Origin of the sequence: Paenibacillus dendritiformis, assembly GCF_945605565.1 — a bacterium.
Taxonomy (GTDB): domain Bacteria; phylum Bacillota; class Bacilli; order Paenibacillales; family Paenibacillaceae; genus Paenibacillus_B; species Paenibacillus_B dendritiformis_A.
Window position 1 is genome coordinate 4,739,305 of record NZ_OX216966.1, and the last position, 24,791, is coordinate 4,764,095.

The following is a 24,791-nucleotide window of genomic DNA, read 5'->3' on the forward strand; positions in this document are numbered from 1 at the left end:
AAACCTGCTCCGCAGGTAACGGGAGCAGGGAGGCGAAATTCTAGCCTTCTACGACGCGTACTTCCTTCATTTTATCGCCTTGCTTGATTTGGTCGACAACTTCCATTCCTTCCATAACTTTACCAAAAACCGTATGCACGCCATCCAAATGCGGGAAAGCGTCATACGTGATGTAAAATTGGGAGCCGCCGGTGTCTTTACCGGCATGTGCCATCGCGAGCACGCCGCGCACATGCTTGTGCGGATTGCCTTGCGTCTCGCACTTGATCGTATACCCCGGTCCGCCCATTCCGGTTCCTTGCGGGCATCCGCCTTGAGCGACGAATCCCGGAATGACGCGGTGGAAGGTCAACCCGTTATAGAAGCCCTCATTCGCCAGCTTCTCGAAGTTGGCTACCGTTCCCGGCGCTTCTTTCTCGTGCAATTCAATTTTGACGGTTCCGCCCTTTTCCATCTCAATTTGTGCAAATTTGCTCATTATGTATGAACTCCTCTCATATCTCGTTGTGGGATGACTATCGTTAACGATTATACGTTATTTGAGCGCAAAAAGAAAACCGCCCCGCTCCGCCAACTTGCAGGCAGAATGCGGGGCGCCGGATTTAGCGGCCAACTGGCTGCGATTCGCGTTTTTCCAGCCGTGCCGGAATCAGATCGCAGCGGACAATATCTTCATGCGTTTCGCGGCGGACGACAAGATCCGCTTCGCCCTCCCGGACAAAGACGACAGCCGGGCGCCGAATCCGGTTGTAATTGCTCGCCATCGAATAGTTATACGCTCCCGTGCAACAGACGGCGAGCAGATCTCCAGCCGATACGGATGGCAGCGCCACATCCCAGATGAGCATATCGCCGCTCTCGCAGCATTTGCCCGCAATCGATACGACTTCATCGGCCGCATCCTTCGCACGATTGGCAACCATCGCCTCATATTTCGATTCGTACAGCGCCGGACGCGGATTGTCAGTCATGCCCCCATCCACGGCAACATACTTGCGAACCCCAGGGATATCCTTAATCGAACCGATAGTGTACAGCGTCGTGCCGGCTTCCCCGACGATGCTGCGGCCCGGCTCAATCCAGATCTCCGGCAATTCGCTGTAGATCGGCCCGAAGTGAGTGCGTACCGCCTCCGTAATCGCCTTCACGTAATCCCGGACAGCCAGCGGCGTATCGCCCTCAACATAGCGAATGCCAAAGCCGCCGCCCAGATTCACGACCCGGAAGACGACATCCATCTGGCTCCGCACGTTGGCCGCGAACTCCGCAACGCGCTGGACAGCCATCTGGAATCCTTCCGTCTCAAAAATTTGCGATCCGATATGGGAGTGAATCCCGAGCAGATGCACGCCTTCCGCATCGGATGCTTGCGCGACGGCCTGAAACGCCGTTCCGTTCCCGATATCGAAGCCGAACTTGGAATCCGTCTGCCCGGTCGAGATATATTCATGGGTATGCGCTTCGACGCCGGGTGTAACGCGGAGCAGCACCGATACTTGCTGACGCCGCATTTTGGCGAGCGCATTCAGCAGGTGCAGCTCTGCGAAGCTGTCAACGACGAAGCATCCGATGCCGGCATCGAGCGCCATTTCGATCTCGTCCGGCGTCTTGTTATTGCCGTGAAAGTGGATCCGATCGGCAGGAAAGCCCGCCTGCAGCGCCGTATGCAGTTCCCCTTCAGATACGACATCAAGGGACAAGCCCTCTTCGTCCGCGATGCGGCACATGGCCATCACGCAGAACGCCTTGCTCGCGTAGGCAACCTGGAAGTTCAGCCCCGACTCGCGGAACGCTTCCATATATTCGCGGGAGCGGGTACGAATGAGCGCCTCATCCATAATGTATAATGGTGTTCCGAACTGGTTTTTCAAGGTGGTCACATCACAGCCGCCGATTTCGAGGTGGCCGGATTCATTGATTGTACTTGTTCCATGTAAGTGCATCGTTTTCTTCTCCCCATTTCCTCATCCACACACTGGATCTCCCAGCACCATGAAAAATATTACATCGAGTATACCAGTCCATTCTATATGGAAGAATGGACTTTTGTACATAACGTTTGCATTATATCTTTATCGCTGCACCGTGTCACTCTCTACGTCTGAAGCTCGCCGTTATTCGGATCGGAAGAGGGATCCGGCGGCATCTTCGTACTATCGCGCGTCTTGTTGAAGCTCGGCCGCGTTTTCATGTTCAGGACCGGCTGGCGGAACAGAATGTTGAACATCGCCTTCGCGTTGAACGGAATGAACGGCCACAGATAAGACGAATTGTAGGAGCGGTTCAGCGACAGCCATAGAATGAACAGCGTAATGCCGATAACCAATCCCGGCACCTTGAACAAGGCGACCGCCACAAGCAACAGGAGCCGGACAACCCGGTTGGCGAGCGACAGCTCGTAGCTAGGCGTGGCGAACATCCCGACCGCGGTCACAGCCAAATACAAAATGACCTCATTGACAAAGACGCCTGTCTTCACCGCAATCTCGCCAACCATGACCGCCGCCACGAGACCAAGCGCTATCGCCAGCGGAGACGGGGTATGGACAGCCGCCATGCGCATCAGGTCGATGCCGATTTCAGCCAGCAAAAACTGCAGGAAGATAGGCAGCTTCGCCATTGTATGCGGACCGATAATCTGCAGGGCCGGCGGCTTAATTCCGGGCTCGATCACCATCAGCATCCAGAGCGGCAGCAGGAACAAGGACGCAAATATGCCGATGAAGCGAATCCATCGCATATAGGTCCCCATGAACGGCGTCTGGCGGTTCTCCTCGGCATGCTGGCACAGATCGAAGAACGTTGTCGGCAGTATCATCACGGAAGGCGAGGTATCGACGAAAATGACGACATTGCCGTCAAGCAATTGCGCGGCCACCACGTCCGGCCTTTCGGAATACCGCACAAGCGGATACGGATTCCAGCCTTTGTTGATAATAACCTCCTCCAGCTGCTTATCCGCAAGCGGCAGCCCTTCCAGATTGGCAGCCTTAATCTTTTTACGGACGGCTTCCACCTGCGTCATGTCGACGATATCATCAATATATGCAATGCATACGTCGGTTCGCGTCCGTCTTCCGACCTGAATGATCTCATACTTCAAGCCCGGATCGCGAAGCCGCCGCCGCACTAGCGTAACGTTCGTGAGCAGCGTCTCGGTGAATCCGTCGCGAGCCCCGCGCACGACCTTTTCCAGCGAAGGCTCCTCTGGCCCCCGGGACGGGAAGGTCTTCACATCCGTGACAATCGCTTCCGACTCATGCTCGATGAAGAAGGCACTGCCGCCAGCGAGCACCTTATTGATCACTTCACTGAACTTGTCTACCTTTTCCACCTGAATATGCGGGATATAGCAATCAAAAAATGCCTTAAGCGCGTTCGGGGTCAGCGATTTTTTATCCAAGAAGGTAAGACGCGTCAAAATGATCGTCATTACCTCATCCTTGGCAAAGCCATTCAAATAAAAGAGGCCGACACGCCGCCCGCCGAATGTCATTTCGCGAAAAATCACATCGAACGAATCGGTAAAACCGACGACCTCCTTCAACGTCTTCTTCGTATCCTCCAGCCTCTTCGGAATATCATCATCGCCATTCCAATACGCGATCGCCTCTTCAATCGTATTCGAGACTTCAACCGGTCCCTGCATGCCATTGCCTGCCGCATTCGCTTTCCCGCGCTTATTGCCTTTTCCTTTCTGTATGGGTCCACTCTGCTGGCATGCGTTCGCCGTGCCGCCTTGCCCATGATCCTGAGCTCCAGACCCAATCGGACCGGAAGAACCGTCCGTGGAAGGTGGAGGCTGATGCTTCCCTTCCGTCTGAGCCGACTCATGCGTCTGCTGCTCCGTCATTGCCAAAACCTCCTGTCGCCATGTTGATCTGTAGTCTTTAGTATGGTTGAGTTCCATTGCATTATGTGGAAAGATACGGGTAGGAAACATTTGCATCGATTTAGGGGCTTGGTCCACCTTCCTCCGACCTCGAATCGGACTGATTTCATTAGCAGCCTTTATCCTCTCGGAAGCCTTTTCACGAGTCTCTCCTCCGGTCAGGATAAATGAAGCGGGGCACGTTGATATGTAAGCAGGACCTTACGAGCATTATCCCAATCAGTCAGGGGGCCGGCATGTTAGCAGAGCCTTATGAGTATTATCCCGTTCAGTAAGGCCGCTCGGCATGTTAGCTGCACCTTATGAGCATCATCCCATTCAGTCAGGCGGGTCGGCATGTTAGCTGCACCTTATGAGCATCATCCCGTTCTGTCAGGGGTCGGCATGTTAGCAGGGCCTTATGAGCATTATCCCGTTCAGTAAGGCCGCTCGGCATGTTAGCTGCACCTTATGAGCATTATCCCAATCACTCAGGCGGGTCGGCATGTTTGCAAGTCCTTATGAACATTATCCCGTTCAGTCAGGCGGTTAGCTGCACCTTATGAGCATTATCCCAATCACTCAGGGGGCCGGCATGTTAGCAAGTCCTTATGAACATTATCCCGTTCAGTCAGGCGGGTCGACATGTTAGCAGTCGTTGTGATCATTATCCCGTTCAGTCAGGCCTCTCGGCATGGAGCAGGGCCATTCTATTGCTACCTACTCCGTTTTTGCGGACGACAGAGTTCGGACGCTGAGCTAATGGGATAATGCTGTAAAGGGCTTTCCATCACCATCTCCTCATTCGACACAAGTACGAGCACCTGACGCTCTCCCTTCGCAATAACACCACATCAGACGCGACAATGTACATCGAACCCATAACACATAGACCCAACAACATCATTAGATGCAACGACGCATTTTATTCTTTTGCCGGACCATTTGTGAATCTAAACCGACATATATGCTCTTGATGCTGTGCTATCCATTCAGCCTTGCGTGGGGATAGTGTTCGGACTCTGAGCTAATGGGATAGTGGTGTAAAGGGCTTTCCAACACTTCCTCCCCATTCGACACAAGTAGGAACACCTGACGTGCTCCCATCGCAACAACAACATCCCCCCAACAACGCGCATTAGACACCATGACCATCAGACCCAACAACGCGCATCAGACGCAATGACCATCATATCCAACAACGTGCATCAGACGCCTTAGCCCCATCAGTCCCAAGAACATGATCAGATGCAACAACGCTCATCAGTCATTAGCTGAAGCATTTATGGACCTAGACAAGCATATATGCACCCGCCTGAAGCGGCATGGACAGAAATAAAGACACCGCAGGAAGACTCCTTGCGGTGTCCGCACTATTGCGCAATTTGCGCCTTGATGGACTGCAATATTTTTTTCTCCAGCCGGGATACTTGCACCTGGGAGATGCCGAGCCGGCCGGCTACCTCCGACTGCGTCTGGTCGCGGAAATAGCGCAAATAGACGATGAGCCGTTCCCGTTCGCTCAAGCCTTCAATCGCTTCATTCAGCGCGAGCTTGTCGAACCAGCGGTCCTGGGAATCATCCGCGATCTGATCCATCAAGGTGATCGGATCCCCGTCATTCTCGAAGACGGTCTCGTGAATCGAGCTCGGCGGCTTGTTCGCCTCTTGGGCGAAGACAACATCTTCCGGCGTGATGCCCAGTTCGTCCGCGACTTCCTTAATGGTAGGCAGACGATCGAGCCGCTTGGACAGCTCGTCCTTCATTTTGCGGACCTTGTTCGCCATTTCCTTCAAGGAACGGCTCACTTTGATCGTCCCGTCATCGCGGAGAAAGCGCTGAATCTCTCCGATAATCATCGGCACGGCATAGGTGGAAAATTTGACGTCATAGGTCAAATCGAATTTGTCGACCGATTTGAGCAAGCCGATGCAGCCGATTTGGAACAAATCATCCGGTTCGTACCCGCGGTTAATAAAGCGCTGCACGACCGACCATACAAGCCGGATGTTGCAATTGACCAGCGTTTCGCGAGCCACGGCATCACCCGCTTGGCTCAGCGCTATTAGACGTTTCACTTCTGCGTCGTCCAAATAACTTTGCGACGATTGCTTCACATCAGCTTTCATGGCTTCAACCCCTAATTGTAGAGCGCTTTTTTGGATTCGATCCGCTTTTTCATGCGGATGGTGGTACCGGCGCCCAATTCGGTCGTCACTTCAAATTCATCCATGAAGTTCTCCATGATGGTGAAGCCCATGCCCGAGCGTTCCATGTCCGGCTTGGATGTAAACAGCGGTTGTCTGGCCAGTTCGACATCTTCAATACCATGACCCCGGTCGGAAACCGTTAGCATAATCTGGTCGCCCTCGATTTCCGCCGTAATCGTCACGATGCCTTCCGGATTGTTGTCATATCCATGAATGATGCTGTTCGTCACCGCCTCGGAAATTACGGTTTTCAAATCCGTCAGCTCTTCCAGGGTCGGATCCAGCTGCGCAACGAAGGCTGCCACGGCGACGCGGGCGAACGCTTCATTTTCCGAACGGCTGGAAAATTCCAATGACATTTTGTTCGAATGTCCACTCATGATACGTCCTCCAATCCAAGGAGCGCCTGGCGCTCGTTATCGTAGACATGCATGATTTTGAACAAGCCCGACAGCTCGAATAACCGCCGTACGGCAGGGTTCAGGTCGCAGACGGCCATCTTTCCGCCTCTGCCCTTAATCTGCTTGTATCTGCCGAGAATGACCCCCAGACCGGAACTGTCCATGAAGGTCAATTCGCTCAAGCTCAACACCACATGGTTCACCTGTCCGCGCTGAATCGCTTCATCCAACTGCATACGTACAATTTCCGATGTATGATGATCCAGCTCTCCCCTCAGACGGGTGATCAGTACATTGCGCCGGTGTTCCAATTCCACCTGCAAGTTCATGCGAATCACTCTCCTCCCATGTTGCCGATACCATTCGTCACCGCTAAACCCAATTCCTGCCTGGCGACAAAACTAGAAGAAGCACGCTGTTATTTGACAAAAAACAACTTTCCGCACGTCCGTTTGAACAGCGTCCACCAGCCAGCTTTCGCTACAGACTCGGTTGCTTCGACAGGGTATTCGCGGATCGCTTTATCTCCTTGATACACGATAATTTTGCCAAGCGACTGGCCTTTCTCGATCGGCGCCTTGATGGATTCCGGAGACTCCAGCTTGAAATGGACGTTATCCTTGGATCCGCCCTTTTTGAGCAGCACATGGTAAGGACGCTGGGCCACCAGATCAAGCGACTCCACCATCCCTTTTTCCACCCGAATGCTGCCGATGGTGTCGCCCTTTTTCAGAATCGGGACGTTCATGTACTGGGCAAATGTGAAATCAAACATCTGCGTCACTTCAGCATTGCGCGTTTTCGTATTCGGCTCACCAAGCACGACCGCGATTACACGCAGATTGTCCCGCTTGGCCGTGGCAGACAGGCAGAACTTCGCTTCCGAGGTGTATCCCGTTTTCAGGCCGTCCGCCCCTTGGTAGAACCGGACCAGCTTGTTCGTGTTGACAAGCCAGAACTTTTTATCGGTATTCTGGCGCAGGTAATCTTCGTAAGCCCCCGTATATTTCGTGACCCCCGGGTATTGAAGCAAGGCTTGAGACATTAGAGCGATGTCATACGCGGATGTATAATGATTGTCCGCAGGAAGACCGTTGCTATTCTCGAAGTGGGTATCCTTCATGCCGAGTTCTTTGGCCTTCTCATTCATCATCTGCACGAATGCTTTTTCCGATCCTGCCACCTTCTCCGCCATGGCGACCGAAGCATCGTTGCCTGAAGCCATTGCAATTCCCTTCATCATTTCATCAACCGTCATTTCTTCGCCTGGCTCGAGGAAGATTTGAGAGCCACCCATTGATGCCGCGTACTCACTGGTCGTAACTTTATCCGTCGGCTTCAGCTTGCCTTCATCTATCGCTTCCATCACAAGCAGCATCGTCATGATTTTCGTAATGCTGGCCGGCGGCAGCCGATCATGGCTGTTTTTCTGAAAAATGATGGTACCCGTATCCGCATCCATCAGTATGGCCGAGCGTGCATGTTCCGCCAGCTGCACTTCTGCTGCGCCCGTTGATGAAGTGGCCTGACTAGGCTCTTCCGTTCCGGTCCATGGCGGCACGTCGGCGAACGCTGCAGCGGCGCCGGTTGTCATCAGGCTTGCGCTCAGCAATGCGGAACATGCCACTCTATATAGCCTATTCTTCAAAGCAGTTCCCCTCCTACAAGAGTTGTGCACAACAGAATGGACGGGTCTATCCTCCGCCAGATGTGCTTAGTTTCAGTCTTGTCTGAATGCAAGCAAAATATTCCACTATTTCCGGACATAAAAAAAGTTTCTAGCAAAACCAAAGGTTTCGCTAGAAACGGTATCCCTCATTGAGTGCCGTTGAGGGAACGGCTTCTTATGGAACTGTCGCAAGAGAAGCGCTGTCAGACAAATCTCTCTACGCCGTCCTTCGTGACGATAGCGTATACCAGCGGCGCCGCCGCTCTCGCCTCGGAAGTAATCCGGTACGCCTGGATAATCTTCTGTGCCGCTTCCTCCAGACGCGAAGCATCGTTGACATGAAGCACGGCCAGCACATCGCCTGCATTCACGGCGTCTCCCACCTTGGCGCGGAGATCGATGCCGACACTCAGATCGATAACGGAATCCTTCGTCTCCCTTCCGGCTCCGAGAAGCATGGCGGCAATGCCGATCTCTTCGGCTTGAATCGCCGCTACCGTGCCGCCGGATTCCGCCTTCACTTCGATGCGATCCCGGGCATGCGGCAGCCGTTCTGGCTGATCCACGACCGACGCGTCTCCGCCCTGGGCCGCAATAAGCTCCTTCAGCTTCCCAAGCGCTGAACCGTCCGCAATCAATTGCTCCAGGCGCGCTTCCGCTTCAGCCGCATCCCGGGCGACACCGCCCAGCACGAGCATATGGGCGCCCAGCACGATGCAGAGACGATGCAAATCGCGCGGACCTTCGCCGCGCAGCGTCTGTATCGCTTCCTCCACTTCGAGTGAATTGCCGATAAGATGGCCGAGCGGCTGGTCCATATCCGAGATGACCGCAATCGTCTGCCGTCCCGTATCCGTGCCGATATCGACCATGGCCTGCGCGAGGGCAATCGAGTCATCCAGTGTCTTCATGAATGCGCCGCTTCCCGTCTTCACATCAAGCACGATGGCGTCAGCTCCGGCCGCGATCTTCTTGCTCATGACAGAGCTGGCAATGAGCGGGATCGATTCGACCGTGGCCGTCACGTCACGCAAAGCGTACAGCTTCTTGTCCGCCGGGGTAATATTGCCGGTCTGCCCGATAAGAGAGACGCCAATATCGTTCACCTGCTTGAAAAATTGCTCCCGCTCCAATTCGACCTGGAAGCCTGGAATCGACTCCAGCTTGTCAATCGTTCCGCCCGTATGGCCCAGACCGCGCCCGGACATCTTCGCCACAGGCACTCCTGCCGCGGCGACGAGCGGCGCGAGAATTAAGGATGTCTTGTCCCCGACGCCCCCTGTCGAATGCTTGTCGACCTTGACGCCGCTGATCGAGCTCAGGTCGATCTGATCGCCCGAACGCGCCATCTCCAGCGTGAGGCTCGCCGTCTCGCTCGCCGTCATCCCTTGGAAAAAAACAGCCATCGCCCAAGCAGCGATCTGATAATCCGGCACCTCGCCGCTGCTGTAGCCCTGAATGAGAAAACGAATTTCTTCAGCGGTCAGCTCGTGACCTTCCCGTTTTTTGTGAATGATATCGACTGCCCTCATCTTCGCTCCTCCTAACCGGATGCTGTAATCAAGCTTACATTTTCGGAATCAGTGCCAGTACCAGCTTCAAGAAGGCGTCCTTCACTTTATCTGCCGTCTCCATCACCTCATCATGGGACAAAGGCTGATCGAGAATTCCCGCCGCCATGTTGCTGATGCAGGAGATGCCCAGCACCTCAAGGCCCGCATGACTGGCGACGATGACTTCCGAGACGGTCGACATGCCTACCGCGTCCGCGCCCATCGTGCGCAGCATGCGGATCTCGGCCGGCGTCTCATAGTTCGGTCCGAGCAGCCCGGCATAGACCCCTTCGCGGAGCGAGAAGCCCTGATCGTCCGCCGTGACCTTCGCCAGCTGACGAAGCCGCGGGCTATACGCCTGGGACATATCCGGGAAGCGGACGCCCAGACGGCTGTCATTCGCCCCGATAAGCGGATTGCGGCCCGTCAAGTTGAGATGGTCGCTAATGACCATCAGATCGCCCGGCTCATAGCCCGTATTGATGCCGCCGGCCGCATTTGTGACGAGGAGCTTCTCCGCGCCGATCGCCTTCATGACCCGCACCGGGAACGCCGTCACTTCCGGACCGTAGCCTTCATACATATGGAAGCGCCCTTTCATCATGACGACCGCACGTCCTTCAATCGTGCCGATCAGCAGGTCTCCCGCATGGCCTTCGACGGTAGATACCGGAAAATGCGGAATCTCCCGGTAAGGAATCGTGACGGGATTCTCAACAAGATCGGCCAGCACGCCAAGACCCGAGCCGAGAATTAACCCGATCTCCGGACGGACGCTGGTACGGCTCTGAATATAGGATGCCGCTTCCTGGATGTGTTCATAAGCTTGACTCATTATTTTTCCTCCCCGACTGATGATGTTCTCGCGCGCGGATGCGCGTGTGTGTATACATCCTTCATGCTCGTTCTTGACATCTGTGCGATATACCGCTGCGTCGTGGCTAATTCCGTATGGCCGAGCATCTCCTGCACAGCGCGCACGTCGGCCCCGTTCTGCAGCAGATGCACGGCGAATGAATGGCGCAGCGTATGCGGCGTAAGCGGAAATGGCAGTTCCAGATGCTCCGCATATTTCTTGATGGTCTTCCAAAACCCTTGCCGGGACATGCGCTGTCCGCGCACATTGAGAAATAACGCCTCTTCCTGAATCTCCGCAGCGGCGCCGTTCCGTGTAGTCTCGTCTCCGTGAGCCCGCCCTTCGCCGAGCAGCCGGGGCCGCGACTCATCCAAGTAGCGCTGAATCGCCTCTGCCGCAGCTTGTCCAAGCGGGATGACCCGCTCCCGGTTCGCGGAAGCGCAGCGCACGAAGCCCAATTTGGGCTGCACGTCGCCGACATTCATCGCCATCAGCTCAGACACGCGCATGCCAGTCGCGTACAGCGTCTCCAGCATGGCGCGATCGCGGATGCCTTGCTCTGTCGCAAGATCAGGCAGGCGGAGCAGCCGTTCGGTATCCTCCGGCGACAAAATCTCAGGAGGCTTTGCTTCCGGCTTCGGCCGCTCCAGCCCGAGCGTCGGATCAAGATCCAGCCATCCTTCGCGGATACAAAAATGGCAGAAGGAGCGAATCGAAGCGACAAGGCGGGAAATGCTCGATGCGGCCCGCCCTTCCCGCTTCAACTGAAATACATATTGATTCACGTGAAAAGGCCGGATTGCCGCAATCGAATCCAGTCCGCTCATCGTATCCGCTCCCAGGAACGCGCGAATATCCCGCAGGTACGCGGCTCGGGTATGTGAAGACATTCGCCGCTCCTGCGTTACATGCTGTTCATAACGTTCGATGCACTCTTCTATCGGATGCTGCATGTCCAATCTCCTTGCTGCGTCTTTCTCCTACTATAGAGGTGCCAGACCTGAATAGATTCCTTTATACTTTCCACGCGAGTCCCGCACTTTCCTGCTTCGGACCGTGTGACTGATGCGTGAACACAACGGTTATTCCCCTAACCAATAAAACAGGCGAAGGCGTTCCTTGAACGTATGGGGCTCGATATCCGTCGCCCCCTCAATCTGGAACACCTTCATCGCTTTACCCTGCGGCTCTCTATATTTATCGACAGGAGATATCCAGTCGGATACGCTTCCCAGCAGGTGGGCCATCGCATACGTCAAGAGCAAAAAGAGCGCCACGAACTTGAGCCGGTTCCATACTTTGCGAAGCGATACGATCATCCTCTCACGTCCCCCTTATCCGATTCGTCTCACTACTCGTAACGTATGAGACGAGCGGACAGGTTATGCCAGCGGCATAAAGGGCGTTAAGCGGACGGGAACGGCTCCGGACGCGCCTCGTAGCCAAGGGCTTCCGCGACGACGCGGTGAACGACGCCGCCTTCGTACGTCGTGAGGCCGCCTCTCAACTCAGGCGCGCGATGAATCGCTTCCTCCAACCCCAATGAAGCCAGCTTCCGCACATACGGGAGCGTAGCATGCGCCAAGGCCAGCGTTGACGTGCGCGGCACGGCGCCCGGCATATTGGCGACCGCATAGTGGACGACGCCATGCTTGACGAAGGTCGGATGCTCGTGCGTCGTCACGCGATCCATTGTCGCGATCGAGCCGCCCTGATCAATGGCGACATCGACAATAACCGAGCCGGGCTTCATCTGCTTGACCATATCTTCCGACACGATGCGAGGTGCCTTTGCGCCCGGCACGAGAACCGCTCCGACCAGCAGATCCGCATGGCGGACCGCTTCTTCCACATAGAACGGCTGAGAGACAACGGTCGTCACCCGCCCTTCGAACAAATCGTCCAGCTCGCGCAGCCGATCGATGTTCAGGTCGAGAATCGTTACCCGGGCACCCATGCCAAGCGCGATTTTGGCCGCGTTCGTGCCGACCGCCCCGCCGCCGATGATAACGACTTCTCCTGGCGGAACACCCGGTACGCCGCCGAGCAGCACGCCCCGTCCGCCTACATACGATTCGAGCAGATGGCTTCCGATTTGCACGGACATTTTGCCGGCGATCTCGCTCATCGGAGTCAGCAGGGGCAGCTTGCCGTTCGGGAGCTGCACCGTCTCATAAGCGAGCGAGCACATCCCGGATTGGACAAGCGCTTCCGCCAGGTAAGGAGCGGCTGCCAGATGAAGATACGTGAACAGCATTTGATTGGACCGGAAAAAGGCCGTCTCCTCCGGCAGCGGTTCCTTGACCTTGACAATCAGATCTGATTCGCCCCATACCGCGGCGGCATCCGGCGCAATGACTGCGCCGACCCGGACATATTCCTCGTCCTCAAATCCGCTGCCTACGCCGGCTCCGCGTTCCACGATGACCTGATGACCGTCCTGCACAAGCGCATGGGCTCCCGAAGGGGTCAAGGCGACGCGTCGCTCATTCGTTTTGATTTCTTTAGGCACTCCAATTTTCATACAGAATCCTCCCTAATCGATAATTTTGGCCTTTCCCGGGCAAGCGCTCCATCCTCCATCCAGGCGACAAATGCATCGCTGAGGCATCACCGTCTTCCATCCGTTCCCATACTCTAATCGTGTGCCCCTACAGGAAGGCACAACGGAACCAATCCTGAATGGAACGGGAGGACAGTACGGCATGCGCAACTTAACCCGCATGTTACAAGCCGTCGTGCACGAGAAACCTGCCCGGCACACGGTACGGAAAATCATCGTGCTAAAAGATCGAAAAAGCTTCAATGCGTGCGTTCGCGAGTTGAAAAAGCAGGGCATCGTTCCCGTGAAGCAGGTAAAATCGGCCTGCATGCTATGCTGTCATGTTCATCCTCATGCCAAGCTGGCCGAATTAATGAAGCATCCCAGCGTACGCAGAGTCGAGAATGATGCCCGTGTGCGGGCTCATGCGGTTGGTCGGGGTTGGCGTTCTTCTTCCACTAGAGTGCGTTCCATAAAGCGGAACCATTCCACAGCCAAAGGTCAAACAGCTTCTATGCAGCAAATTCCATGGGGTGTCAAGCGGATTCAGGCGCCCAAAGTCTGGCCGTCAACCCGGGGCAAGGGCATTCGGATTGCGATTGTCGATACAGGTATCTCACCCCATCCGGATCTTCGCATCTCCGGGGGGATCAACACGATTCGCCCAGGGGCATCCTATGACGACGACAACGGCCACGGCACCCATGTGGCAGGTACGGCCGCAGCGCTCGGCAGAGGACATCTCCTGTACGGCACAGCTCCCGAAGCAGAGTTGTATGCAGTCAAAGCACTGGATGAAAAAGGCGAAGGGTATGTATCCGATATCGTAGAAGGTGTGGAATGGTGCATTCGGAACCGCATGGATGTCATTAATCTGAGCCTCGGTCTGAACGGCCCCAGCAAGCTGCTTCGCAACACGATCCGCCGCGCCCACCGCCAAGGCATCGTTCTCGTCGCTTCCGCCGGCAATAACGGCAAGGATGCCGAAGCCATCGATGAGCCGGCGATCTATCCGGAAGTGATTGCGGTCGCGGCGACCGATAGGCTCAACTGCATTGCCAGCTTCAGCAGCCGCGGCGGAGGAATCGATGTCGCAGCCCCCGGCGCAGATATCTGTTCAACGAGCTATCAGGGCGGCTTCGCCGAAGATTCCGGGACCTCGATGGCGGCGCCGCATGTCTCGGGCACGGCCGGATTAATGCTGGCCGCTTGTCCCGGCATGCTGCCGGAGCAGATTCGCTCCGCGCTGGTTCATACTTCCCAGCGATTGCGCGGGGAGCCAGTGACGGCCCAGGGCGCGGGACTCATCAATGCCCAGAAGGCAGTCGCGTATACGGCAAAAGCAAAGCACCACGCGGAGAAATCGGTCAATCCCGCCCTGCCGGCAGCGCTTACAGCAGGCCGTCCGGCGAGGAAGAAGCCGACTCCTTCGCGGCAGCCCGCTCCATCCGCGGCCGCAGCAGCCGTGTCAGGCGAATGGAGGAAGGCGGCAGGGGCCGCCTCTCGCAAGCAGCGTTCGCCAAATCTGTCAAGAAACTCCATCCAACACAGATTAAATAAGCCTCGACGTCGTTGACATCGAGGCTGTATGTTATGATTCATCGTTCGATGAAGATTCCTTGCGAAGGCGCTCCTTCTCCTGGCACTCCCGGCATATGCCCTGGAAGTCAAGCCGATGGTCGACGACGTGGAATTGAAACTCCCTCTCCAGTCGCTCCTCCAGCGGGCCTAGCCAGTCTTCCTGTATCTCTTGCATCGAACCGCATTGGACGCAGATCAAATGATGATGGTGATGCTTGTTGTTATCGCCGCGCAAATCATAACGGGCTACACCATCCCCGAAGTTCAATTTTTCCACCACGTGCAGCTCATTCAGCAGCTCCAATGTCCGGTACACGGTGGCAAGACCGATTTCAGGGGCCTTTTCCTTCACTAGCATGAATACATCTTCCGCGCTGAGGTGATCCTCTTCGTTCTCGAGAAGAACGCGAACGGTTGCTTCACGCTGGGGTGTCAGCTTGTACCCTTGGGATTGCAGTTGTTGTTTGATCTTCTCAATACGCGCTTCCATGATCTCCCCCCTTGCCCGCCAATCCGCAATTCTATTCGCTTCTATCATTATAGGGGGAGAATGCAATAAGTGTCAAATCATTTACGCAAATGAAAAAGGGTCTCATCCTCCGGATACCGCTCCGGCAAGCAGCGGGGCGGCCAGTTTCATCAAGGAGGGGGATACCCAGGTCATGACGGCGGCGACGACGGCCATTCCGGCGGCCGCCGACGTCTGAACGAGAACGAAGCGGCCTAGCGGCTCGCGCAGCGACTGAACCTTGGGCATGAAGACCCGGTTCTTCAGTATATACGTCGCGAACGTAATCGAAGCGACGCTGGCGATCAGGATAAGCGGTATGGCCAGCAAATTATGCGGGGCGACCGAAGCGAAGGCGAACAGCATCCCCTTCCATCCGTATTGGCCGATCAGCGTGCCCACCGTGAAGCCGATGAAGATTCCTTTGGCAAAGACAAGCACAAGGACAAGCGGAAAGCCGATGATCGAAAAGCCCAGCAGCGCGATCAACCCAATCCATTTGCCGTACAGCATGGCGGATTCGGCGAACATCCCGGTCCGATCCGGAGATGGACTATCTCCGTCCAGCATGACAAAGAAGTGACCGAGATGACTGCCCAGATCCTGCTGCTGCTCCAGCGTCAGCGCATTGACCAGCAGCGCCCCGAACACGACGCCGACCAAGAACAAAATCGAGACAAAAAGATATAGATGAAGTTGCGGACGAAATGAATATGATGCCGGCTTCATGAGGGGAACGGCTCCTTTCCCATACGATGGACTCACAGCGGCTCTGTGTCACTCCATTGTATGCGGCGGCTCGTCCGAATATGAACGCGGGAGCCGTTCGTTCTGTTCGACAGGCTTCGCCGTTAAGCGAGGACTTTGCCGTAGGTTCCTCCTCCGCCGCTCGCCAAGACCAGTTCTCCGCATCGCGCCTTGACGATATATTCCGCCGTCTTCTCCCCGACTGTCTCCGCCAGCTCCTCCGCGGTCGCCTGATGCAGCACCGCCATCTCGGTGCCGAACCGGTCCAGCAGCTTGTTCAGCGTGCGGGGCCCGACGCCCGGAATGAACTCCAGCGGAACCTGCATGATATACGGCGGGCGATGAGCGGGAACCTGGCTGCGCTCTCGATCCGAGATGGCGTGAATGCGGTCGAGCACGCCCTGCACGATTTTGGCACTGCCGCAGGCGGGGCATGCCCCGGGAAGCTGCGCCGTCTCGGGCACGGCTCCGCAATCCGTGCAGCGCGAGCGGTGATACTTGCCCAGGCTCGGATTCAGCCCGTAATTGGCATTGACGCACCGGCCGTCCCGGTTCTGAAGCGCCAACGCCCACTCCTTGAAGCTGGGCTCGGCGACCGTCAATTGGTTGTACTCCCGGGCAATTTTGCGAAGTGAATGGGCATCCGAATTCGTCAGCAGCGTGTAACGATCCAATTCGGAGATGAGACCGGCCATCTCGGTGTCGGCGCTAAGGCCCAGTTCCACCCCATCGATAAGCTCCATGTCCAATATATCCGCCATGCGATCGGAGCAGTTGCCGTAGATGCTCTTGAACGGCGTGAATACATGCGCCGGAATGAATACGCCCCCGTGCGCGGCCGTCTGCTCCTGCAGCGCCTGTCCCGATACGTATACCCGCTGAGAAGACAGATTCATATTAGTCACGTAAGGCGACAGCCACGCGGAGAAATGACGCATCGCATCGAAGCTGGGAAGATAGCACAGCACATGCGCCATCCCGAGCCCTTCCGCCCGGATTTCAAGCTCAGTGCCAAGGAGCAGCGTCGTGTTCCGGTACCGGATGCCGCCGTCGGCCAGTTCCTCCATCTCTCCCCGCTCAAGCAAGGCGGCGATATCCTCCTGTACGCCTGGCGCGTGCGCATCGATAATCCCAATCAGGTGCAGCCCTTTGCGCTCCGACGCTTCCTTCGCAATCGCTTCGAACGTCAGATCCCGGCTTGCGCTCATCTTGCAAGGTACGCCGCGGGACGTGCTCCCGATATGGATATGGAAATCTCCGAATATGCGCATGCCGGTGAACTTGGAGCCTTCCGCGGGCGTGGTTATACCGGCCATGAGCCCGTCATCTCGTATATTTTCCAAGCATAGAGCGCTTGTATTGTCTTCGCATCGCCGATTCGGCCTTGACGCATCGCCTCGAACGCTTCGTCCATCGTCAGAGCGCTTACTTCGAGGAACTCGTCTTCGTCCGGCTTCATCGTGCCTTCTTCCAATCCATCCGCCGCATACAGATAGATAATCTCGTCCGCGAAGCCGGGAGAGGTCGAGAACGCCCCGAGCGGAATCAGGGAAGCTGCCCGGTAGCCGGTCTCCTCCTCCAGCTCCCGCTTGGCCGCATCCTCCGGCCGTTCTCCCGCGTCCAGCTTGCCTGCCGGAATCTCGACCTGCGTCCGCTCGAGCGGCTTGCGGTACTGCTCGACGACCAGCATCCGCTCGTCCTTGATCGCCAGCACTGCGACCGCGCCCGGATGGCGGACAATTTCCCGAGTTGCTTTGCTCCCATCGGGTAAAGTAACAGTAACGACCTGCAGATCAATGATTTTCCCTTCGAAAATCGTAGTCGTATCAACCGTCACTTCTTCGAGCGACGGGCGTTTTTTGGCTTGATTGACATCATCGTGCACGCTCATCTAGTGCCCACTCCCTTATAACAAATGGTTGGCTCATCCTTCCGGGGCTGTTCAGCTCCGGATCAAGCCATCGCTATGCATACATAATTCCGTTCGATGCAACATACTCATTATACCAAAACGGCTCGTCCGAACGAAATGAGGGTAATGACATGAAACAATATTATTCCAAGCAGGATATGCTGTTCGTGGGGAAAAGCTATGAAATTCGCGCCGAGCTGAGAAGGCTCATGATTCGGGAAGGCCGTACCGCCACGTTGTCCATGACGCTCCAAAAGCAACAGAGCCGGGCTAAAAAATAGAGAAACATGGCTTTGCGGCCAGCCCGAGCTCGCGGCAATAACAAAAAGGGTACGGACCAAGGCGGCCACCGCCTCATCCGTACCCTTGTCTTAATTTGCGGGATGATGCTCCCGCACCGCAGCCGAACATTTCGTCACGGCTTCCCAAATGCCGTTCAAGTAGACGGCGCCGAGCGCCCGGTCATACAACCCATACCCGGGGCGCCCCTGCTCGCCCCAGATCATGCGGCCGTGATCCGAGCGCAGCGGGCCGGTATACCCGATGTCCGCCAGCGCGCGCATAACCGCGGTCATGTCGACGGAACCGGCGGACGACAGATGGGCCGTCTCCTGGAACGAGCGATGTCCGGTAACCAGCACGTTGCGCGCATGAACGAAATGAATGCGGCCCGCATGGCCGAATTGCCGGATCATATGCGGCAAATCATTCGCCGGATCAGAGCCCAGCGATCCGGTGCAGAAGCACATGCCGTGGGCGGGATGATCGAAGAGCGATAAATAGCGGGCGAACTGCTCTTCTCTGCCCAGGATTCGCGGCAAGCCGAATATCGGCCACGGCGGATCATCCGGGTGAACCGCCATCCGCATCCCCAGTTCCGCCGCCTCCGGCATGACCCGCTGGACGAAATAAGCGATGTTCTCCCAATACTGCTCCTCGCCGATGGAACGGTAGCGTTCGAACAGGCGGCCGACTTCCCCGTCAAGATAGCTCGTGTCCCAGCCGGGAAGGCGCAGCGTTCCGTCCGCCGGATCCATCTGTTGAATGACGTCATCCTCATAGATAAGCGTCGTGGAACCGTCCGCCAGCACATGATCAAGCTGCGAGCGGGTCCAATCGAACACCGGCATGACGTTGTAGCAGACCGTCCGGATACCTTCCGCCGCCAGATTGCGAAGCGTCGCAATGTAATTGTCGATATACCGGTCCCGTCCGGCCAGCCCCAGCTTGATATCTTCATGGACCGGAACGCTCTCGATGACGGCGAGCCGCAAGCCGTGCGCCTCCACCGTCTCCTTCAGGCCGCGAATCCGTTCCCGGCTCCATACTTCACCGACCGGAACATCATAGACGGCCGACACGATGCCTTGCATCCCCGGAATCTGATGAATATATTCAAGCCGGACCGGGTCATCCGCGCCATACCAGCGGAACGTTAATTCCAAGCTCTTCGCCTCCTTTTACCGATGGATTCGGAATGACGATCGCATTCGCCTGCGCCGCCAGCGCCAGCTCGGCCGCCTTGAACGCATGCTGCTGCGTCATCGCCCGCTCCGTCCGATGAAGGCAATCGCTAATCAGCTCTCCGAAGAAAGGGAATCCGACCTTGCCGGACACCGGGATATGCCGTTCTCCCTCATGGTTGACGAGATAGACATGATCCGGCGTGTTGGAGCGGGCGACATCGATATATTTGCGCAGCTCGATATAGCCGTCCGTGCCGAGGATGACGGTGCGGCCGTCCCCCCATGTGCCGAGTCCGTCCGGCGTGAACCAGTCGACCCGGAAATAATTGGTGGCGCCGTTGTCCCCCAGCAGCATGGCGTCCCCGAAGTCCTCAAGTTCCGGATATTCGGGATGCGCGTAATTCGCCACCTTGCTGTGCAGCACTTGCGCATCGCGGCAGCCCGCATAGTACAGAAATTGCTCGGCCTGGTGACTGCCGATATCGCATAATATCCCGCCGTAACGCTCCTTCTCGAAAAACCAGGCCGGACGCTGCGGCGCCTGCAGCCGGTGCGGTCCCGTTCCCATCACCTGCAGCACTCTGCCGATAGCGCCTTCCTGAATCAGCTGCCCGGCATACACCGCGCTCTCCGAATGCAGCCGTTCGCTGTAGTAGACCATATACTTCCGCTTCGTGTCAGCGACGGAGCGGCACGCCGCTTCCAACTGCTCGAACGACGTGAACGGCGTCTTATCCGTAAAGTAATCTTTGCCGTGCTCCATTGCCCGGAGCCCGAGTGCGCACCGGTCCGCCGGGACGGCAGCCGCGGCGATAAGCCGCACCTCGGGATCCTCCAAAATCTCCGCTTCCGAGCGGGCGGCCCGCACCCCGGGATAACGGGCCTGGAACGCTTCTACCTTGGAGGGATCGGGGTCGTAGACCCATTTCAAGGTCGCTCCCGCCTCCATCAAGCCGTTGCACATGCCGTAAATATGCCCATGCTCCAGCGCCATCGCTGCGAACACGAATTCCCCCGGCCCGCATACCGGGTTCGGCTTGCCTTCCGGGGCGTAGCGCATGCCGTCAGTGCGGTTCATCGCGAACTCCCCCTGGCGCTTCCGGCTTCCTGACGGGCTGCGGCTCCATCCGCAAGCTCCTTCATTAGCGAGACGAAGCCGCGCAGCATGTCGCCTGAGGAATGGACGCCGCTAAAATCTTCCACCCCGCAATAGCCGTCATAACCGACAGCGGTCAAGTCCTCCATCACCTGCTGCCAGCGGACGAATCCCCGCTCCAGCGGCGACCATTCCAGCTTCGGGCCGTTATTGTCCCGAACGGCCGCAACATCCGCATTTTTGACATGGACATGCGCCAGGTACGGCCCCAGCATTTCCAGGCCCATGCGGTGGTTCTCATACCCCTCGAACACCATATTGCCGGGGTCGAACAGCACACCGATATGTTCCGGGTCGAAGGAAGACGCGATCCGGTATGCCGCGCTTGCGCTTGGCGCGATCGTCATATGATGCGTCTCGATCAGTCCCCGGATGCCATAGTGCTTCAGCAGCGGCACAAGCTTCGCAACGTATTCCATCTGCTCGTCATACAGCTCGCGGTAAGGCCGGCTCCGGTTATAGCCATGGACGCCGATGCGCATCATCGGTGCGCCCAGCGCCTGGGCAAGGCGCATCACTTCTTCCGCCGCCTCCACATCTCCGACCTTCAAGTAGGGCATGACGGCGGCGCTGTCGAGGCCATGCTCGCGCATCTGCCCGCGCAGGCCCTCAAGCACTTCCGGAGCGGTTCCGGGCTCGATGGTGCACAGATTATTGCCCCAGAAGGATGGCGGCTGGCTTGTCGCCTCCGCCGGCCTTGGCGCGCAGCGCCATTCGATTCCGTGCAGCCCGGCCTCCGCTGCTGCCGGAATGACTTGTTCCACCGATAGATCGGGAACAGCTACGGTAAAGACAGACCATTTCATAGATGCGTCCTCCTTCATATAGAGACAGTGATTTGAAATTGCTTGCTGTGTTCGTTGGTGTATTTCAGCATAAGCTTCCTTCCGGTCCTCGCCGGATCCTGGTTCAGTTCGATCTTGGATGAGCCGGACTGGCATCTAGATCGTCATCGCGCCGAAGCCGCCATCGACGCGGATCAATGCGCCGGTCACAAAGCCCGAAGCCCGCTCCGACGCCAGCCAGACGGCAGTTCCTTGCAGCTCCTCGGGGGTGCCGAACCGCCCCATCGGCGTATGCCTCATAATCGCTTCCACCCGCTCCGGGGACAGGATCGCCCGGTTCTGCTCCGCCGGGAAGAAGCCGGGGATGATGGCGTTGACCCTGACGCCGTGAGGAGCGAATTCACGAGCCAAATATTTGGTCATGCTGTTCAAGGCCGCCTTCGACATGGAATAGGTAAACACGCGGGATAACGGCGGATCCGAGGAGACGGAGGAGATGAGAATAATGGAACCTCCGCTCCCGCCTCCGATCATCGATTGCCCGAATTGCTGGCACATCCGGATGGCGCCCTTCACATTAACGTTCATGATATGGTCCCATTCTTCCATCTCCAGCTCGAAGAACGGGGTCGCGCTGTTCACTCCGGGACAGTAGAGCAGCACATCGACCATCCCGTAGCGCTCCATCACTTCGGCGTGGAGGCGCTCGATATCGCGCTCGTCCGTCATATCGCCCAGGAACGCCTGGGCGTCTCCTCCCGCCTCGGCCAGCTGCGCCACCACTTCAGCGGCCGCATCCGCCTTGCGCCCGATGATAGCGACCTGGGCCCCATGCGCAGCCAGTGCCTCGGCCATGGACCGGCCCAGCGTGCTCGTACCTCCGGCAATAACCGCGGTCTTCCCGCTCAAATCAAACCATTGCGACATGTTCATCCTCCTTGCCTTCCCTCATCCGGCGCGATGCCGGCGAACGTCCGGAATTGACGGTTGAACCATTCATCCGCATCCCGTTCCATCTCTTCCCGCGACACCGTCCATCCGGCCCGCGCGAGGCGGATATATTGATGAGCCAGCACTTCGGCGACCGTATGGCGCGAATAATCCCACTTCGTAATTAGCTGCTCCAGCACCCGGCAATCCGAATGCTGCGGGACGAAGGAGGTGCCGAGCAGCTCGGTGCGCATCCGGGTCATCTCCGCAATCATCGATTCGGTATGCAGGAACCACCAGCAGCCAAAAGGCAGCAGATTACGGAACTTGCGCGCCAGCACCGCCAGCTCATGCTGATTCTCGCGGGCGAGCAGGGTGACCATGAACCGCTGCGACGGATAGCGGACAAGCAGCCGCTCCAGCATGCCGATGTCGGTCCGCTCCCCGCGGTCTCCCGCCAGCCGCAAGGCCGGATTGACCTGGCGCTTGACGCCGATCATGAGCGCCAGCGGCAGATTCAGCTCCCGGCAGACCGGGATGACCGCCTCGTCGAGCATGCGGCTGCTCCACCCGTCGTCTGGATACCGGAACGTTCCGGGCAAGGATGCGGCAATATAGACCGCCTTCATCCGCACCGCCCATTCCTTCAGGAACCGTCTCGCCTCGCGGACATTCTGTTCGCCGCCCGGCCCGTCCCATTCCGCCGTCACCGCAAAGCCCTCCGCCTGCAGCTTCGGACAGGCCGCTTCCCAGTCCAGCAGCAAGGAATCGATCCGGAGCGCCGCCAGGAACCGGGAATCCCGGACTCCGCCGCCCTGCCAGACCGGCCGCTCCAACGGGTCGAACGGGTCGTTGGTCATCACGACTTGCTTCACATTCGCCAAGCGGAAAATATGATCGATATGCTCCGATAAGCTTACCTTCGACCACGCTTCCCGGAGCGCCTCGATGCTGCGGCTGGCGATTGGCATGCCGAGCCGCTGGCATATGCCGACGACCGCAATCGCCGCCTCGCTGACGGGAGAGCGATCGACGAACAAGGTCTGGAACACGTGATCCGCCTGCCGCTCCTTGCTCCAACTCCAGAATGTCTCTTCCGGAACGGCGGAATGGCGGAACATTTCGGCAATCAGATAATGGTACGTCAACAGCTCATCGATCCCCCAGAGCAGCAGGGAGCCGAAACTCTCCGCATACAGATGGGTATGCATATCGGTGACGGCGCATTGCTTCACGACCTCATGCGCCATCTGCCGAATCGCCTGTTCGTCCTGGTTCATCCACAGTCAACCTCCTTCTCCCTTTGTCCAGCCGTTATCCTCGGAATGTCTGCGACACCCTGCTGTCCGGTTGACAGCCGGCTACGAACCGAACGAACGGCTCATATCCGCCGGAGCCCGCACCTCTTCCGGCGCATCGGCCGCATAGCGGGACTGGGTAATCCGCTTCTGCAGCTCCGTATGGAACAGATCCTCATCCAGCGGGAACGTAACCCAGTTGTCCGTCCAGGTCGACAGCAGCATCGCGTTCGACAGCGTCAGGCCGTGGATGCCTTCTTCGCCCGGCGCAAGAAGCGGCGCGCCTGTCCGGATCGCGTCGGTCCAGTTCTGAATAATGTAGCGGTGCTCGCCGCCCTGTCCATGGACCGGGATTTCGCATTTCCAGCATTCAGGCTGTCCGAACATGCCTTCATATTGCCGGTTGAACTCCGGCTCAGACACCCGCAGCCGCCAAAACGTCAGCTTCCCGTTCTCGATGACGACCTTGCCCCGATCCCCGGTGATCTCGAAGCGGTTCGTGCCCGGCGCCTCGCCGGTCGTCGTCACGAATACGCCGCTCGCTCCGTTCTCGTACTCTACATAGGCGGTGACATCGTCCTCGACCTCGATGTCCCGATAATGCCCGAAGCGGCAAAACGCCCGCATCCGCTTCGGCACAAGGCCGGTCGTCCACTGCCACAGATCAAGCTGGTGCGGATCCTGATTGATAAGGACGCCGCCGCCTTCCCCTGCCCAGGTCGCGCGCCAGCCGCCCGAATTATAATAGCTCTGCGGCCGGTACCAGTTCGTAATAATCCAGTTCGTCCGCCGGATCTCGCCCAGCTCTCCCGATTGAATCAGATCGCGGAGCTTCTGGTAGATCGGCTGGCTGCGCTGATTGTACATGATGCCGAACACTTTGCCGCTTCGCGTTGCCCGCTCGTTCATCTCCCGCACCTGCTTCGTATAGACGCCGGCCGGCTTCTCGATCAAGACGTGCAGCCCATGCTCGAATGCGTTGATGGCCGATTGCGGGTGATGGTAATGAGGCGTCGCGATCAGCACCGCATCAATCTTCCCGGAGGCCAGCATCTCTTCCTCTGTCGAATAAAACGAGATGTGCTCCCCCAATTCGGACTGCGCCCACTCCTGGCGGCCGGGAACGCTGTCGCAGACAGCGCCCAATACCGCCCCTGTTATCTCGCCGCGCGCGATGCACTTCGCATGCGCGCTCCCCATATTTCCTAATCCGATGACGCCAATTCGTACGGTATCCACTCGCGTTTCCTCCTTAACTGACGAATAAATAAGCTGGAACGCAGCCGGTACGGTTGCATTTGTACGT

24 protein-coding genes are annotated in these 24,791 nt (G+C 57.3%); 2 read left to right on the plus strand and 22 right to left on the minus strand.

Going from position 1 to position 24,791, the window contains the following annotated elements; translation table 11 throughout:
• Window positions 1-40: 40 nt before the first annotated feature.
• The 12 genes from NNL35_RS21250 to ald all read right to left on the minus strand — a co-directional run bounded on the left by NNL35_RS21250 (window position 41) and on the right by ald (window position 13,084).
• Window positions 41-478 carry a peptidylprolyl isomerase gene (locus tag NNL35_RS21250; RefSeq protein WP_006676809.1) on the minus strand — a complete coding sequence of 146 codons (438 nt, stop codon included), beginning with the start codon at window positions 476-478 and terminating at the stop codon, window positions 41-43.
• 124 nt (window positions 479-602) lie between these two features.
• On the minus strand, window positions 603-1,943 hold the full coding sequence (lysA, locus tag NNL35_RS21255) for a diaminopimelate decarboxylase (protein WP_254553697.1): 1,341 nt from the start codon (window positions 1,941-1,943) through the stop codon (window positions 603-605).
• A 152-nt stretch (window positions 1,944-2,095) separates the two neighbouring features.
• Window positions 2,096-3,853, minus strand: a complete 1,758-nt coding sequence (locus NNL35_RS21260; RefSeq protein ID WP_006676807.1) for a spore germination protein — start codon at window positions 3,851-3,853, stop codon at window positions 2,096-2,098.
• A 1,391-nt stretch (window positions 3,854-5,244) separates the two neighbouring features.
• A complete protein-coding gene (gene sigF / locus NNL35_RS21265) occupies window positions 5,245-6,000 on the minus strand; it encodes an RNA polymerase sporulation sigma factor SigF (RefSeq protein ID WP_006676806.1) in 756 nt (251 codons plus the stop codon).
• A gap of 11 nt (window positions 6,001-6,011) precedes the next feature.
• Window positions 6,012-6,461 (minus strand): anti-sigma F factor, encoded by a 450-nt coding sequence (gene spoIIAB / locus NNL35_RS21270; protein WP_006676805.1) that lies wholly within the window; start codon window positions 6,459-6,461, stop codon window positions 6,012-6,014.
• Window positions 6,458-6,811: an anti-sigma F factor antagonist gene (gene spoIIAA, locus NNL35_RS21275; RefSeq protein ID WP_006676804.1), complete on the minus strand. Its 354-nt coding sequence runs from the start codon at window positions 6,809-6,811 to the stop codon at window positions 6,458-6,460. The genes spoIIAB and spoIIAA overlap by 4 nt, the downstream gene beginning before the upstream one ends.
• A gap of 89 nt (window positions 6,812-6,900) precedes the next feature.
• Window positions 6,901-8,130 (minus strand): D-alanyl-D-alanine carboxypeptidase family protein, encoded by a 1,230-nt coding sequence (locus tag NNL35_RS21280; protein WP_006676803.1) that lies wholly within the window; start codon window positions 8,128-8,130, stop codon window positions 6,901-6,903.
• A gap of 224 nt (window positions 8,131-8,354) precedes the next feature.
• Complete coding sequence (locus tag NNL35_RS21285; RefSeq protein ID WP_006676802.1) at window positions 8,355-9,683, minus strand: pyrimidine-nucleoside phosphorylase; 1,329 nt, start codon at window positions 9,681-9,683, stop codon at window positions 8,355-8,357.
• A 34-nt stretch (window positions 9,684-9,717) separates the two neighbouring features.
• A complete protein-coding gene (locus NNL35_RS21290) occupies window positions 9,718-10,539 on the minus strand; it encodes a purine-nucleoside phosphorylase (RefSeq protein WP_254553698.1) in 822 nt (273 codons plus the stop codon).
• On the minus strand, window positions 10,539-11,513 hold the full coding sequence (locus NNL35_RS21295) for a tyrosine recombinase (RefSeq protein ID WP_254553699.1): 975 nt from the start codon (window positions 11,511-11,513) through the stop codon (window positions 10,539-10,541). Before NNL35_RS21295 ends, NNL35_RS21290 begins: the two co-directional genes overlap by 1 nt.
• A 129-nt stretch (window positions 11,514-11,642) precedes the next feature.
• The gene (locus NNL35_RS21300) at window positions 11,643-11,879 is read right to left on the minus strand and encodes a DUF4227 family protein (RefSeq protein WP_006676799.1); all 237 of its coding nucleotides are present in this window, start codon (window positions 11,877-11,879) and stop codon (window positions 11,643-11,645) included.
• Window positions 11,880-11,965: 86 nt separating this feature from the next.
• Window positions 11,966-13,084: an alanine dehydrogenase gene (ald, locus tag NNL35_RS21305; protein ID WP_254553700.1), complete on the minus strand. Its 1,119-nt coding sequence runs from the start codon at window positions 13,082-13,084 to the stop codon at window positions 11,966-11,968.
• A gap of 181 nt (window positions 13,085-13,265) precedes the next feature.
• Between ald and NNL35_RS21310 the strand changes: the two genes are divergently transcribed.
• A complete protein-coding gene (locus NNL35_RS21310; protein WP_276540141.1) occupies window positions 13,266-14,678 on the plus strand; it encodes a S8 family peptidase in 1,413 nt (470 codons plus the stop codon).
• Window positions 14,679-14,693: 15 nt separating this feature from the next.
• Here the strand turns inward: NNL35_RS21310 and fur are convergent, their stop codons facing one another.
• From fur to NNL35_RS21330, 4 genes are all read right to left on the minus strand, one after another.
• Window positions 14,694-15,173, minus strand: coding sequence for a ferric iron uptake transcriptional regulator (gene fur / locus NNL35_RS21315; RefSeq protein ID WP_006676796.1), 480 nt, complete (start codon window positions 15,171-15,173; stop codon window positions 14,694-14,696).
• Window positions 15,174-15,275: 102 nt separating this feature from the next.
• Window positions 15,276-15,920 carry a stage II sporulation protein M gene (spoIIM, locus tag NNL35_RS21320; protein WP_254553701.1) on the minus strand — a complete coding sequence of 215 codons (645 nt, stop codon included), beginning with the start codon at window positions 15,918-15,920 and terminating at the stop codon, window positions 15,276-15,278.
• A gap of 122 nt (window positions 15,921-16,042) precedes the next feature.
• Window positions 16,043-17,254 carry an endonuclease Q family protein gene (locus NNL35_RS21325; RefSeq protein ID WP_006676794.1) on the minus strand — a complete coding sequence of 404 codons (1,212 nt, stop codon included), beginning with the start codon at window positions 17,252-17,254 and terminating at the stop codon, window positions 16,043-16,045.
• Window positions 17,242-17,829 carry an NUDIX hydrolase gene (locus tag NNL35_RS21330; protein WP_254553702.1) on the minus strand — a complete coding sequence of 196 codons (588 nt, stop codon included), beginning with the start codon at window positions 17,827-17,829 and terminating at the stop codon, window positions 17,242-17,244. Before NNL35_RS21330 ends, NNL35_RS21325 begins: the two co-directional genes overlap by 13 nt.
• Window positions 17,830-17,981: 152 nt before the next feature.
• Here NNL35_RS21330 and NNL35_RS21335 point away from each other — a divergent pair, with 152 nt between their 5' ends.
• Complete coding sequence (locus NNL35_RS21335) at window positions 17,982-18,131, plus strand: hypothetical protein (RefSeq protein WP_158000447.1); 150 nt, start codon at window positions 17,982-17,984, stop codon at window positions 18,129-18,131.
• A gap of 90 nt (window positions 18,132-18,221) precedes the next feature.
• Here NNL35_RS21335 and NNL35_RS21340 read toward each other — a convergent pair whose 3' ends face one another.
• The 6 genes from NNL35_RS21340 to NNL35_RS21365 form a co-directional block, all read right to left on the minus strand.
• Window positions 18,222-19,295 carry a mannonate dehydratase gene (locus tag NNL35_RS21340; RefSeq protein ID WP_254553703.1) on the minus strand — a complete coding sequence of 358 codons (1,074 nt, stop codon included), beginning with the start codon at window positions 19,293-19,295 and terminating at the stop codon, window positions 18,222-18,224.
• Entirely contained in the window at window positions 19,261-20,394 is a 1,134-nt protein-coding gene (locus tag NNL35_RS21345) for a Gfo/Idh/MocA family protein (protein WP_254553704.1), read from the minus strand. Before NNL35_RS21345 ends, NNL35_RS21340 begins: the two co-directional genes overlap by 35 nt.
• Window positions 20,391-21,278 (minus strand): sugar phosphate isomerase/epimerase family protein, encoded by an 888-nt coding sequence (locus NNL35_RS21350; protein ID WP_254553705.1) that lies wholly within the window; start codon window positions 21,276-21,278, stop codon window positions 20,391-20,393. Before NNL35_RS21350 ends, NNL35_RS21345 begins: the two co-directional genes overlap by 4 nt.
• A 135-nt stretch (window positions 21,279-21,413) precedes the next feature.
• Complete coding sequence (locus NNL35_RS21355) at window positions 21,414-22,184, minus strand: SDR family oxidoreductase (RefSeq protein ID WP_420832861.1); 771 nt, start codon at window positions 22,182-22,184, stop codon at window positions 21,414-21,416.
• A gap of 2 nt (window positions 22,185-22,186) precedes the next feature.
• Window positions 22,187-23,467 (minus strand): glucuronate isomerase, encoded by a 1,281-nt coding sequence (locus NNL35_RS21360; protein ID WP_254553707.1) that lies wholly within the window; start codon window positions 23,465-23,467, stop codon window positions 22,187-22,189.
• Between the two features lie 81 nt (window positions 23,468-23,548).
• Window positions 23,549-24,724 (minus strand): Gfo/Idh/MocA family protein, encoded by a 1,176-nt coding sequence (locus NNL35_RS21365; protein WP_254553708.1) that lies wholly within the window; start codon window positions 24,722-24,724, stop codon window positions 23,549-23,551.
• Between the last annotated feature and the right edge of the window lie 67 nt (window positions 24,725-24,791).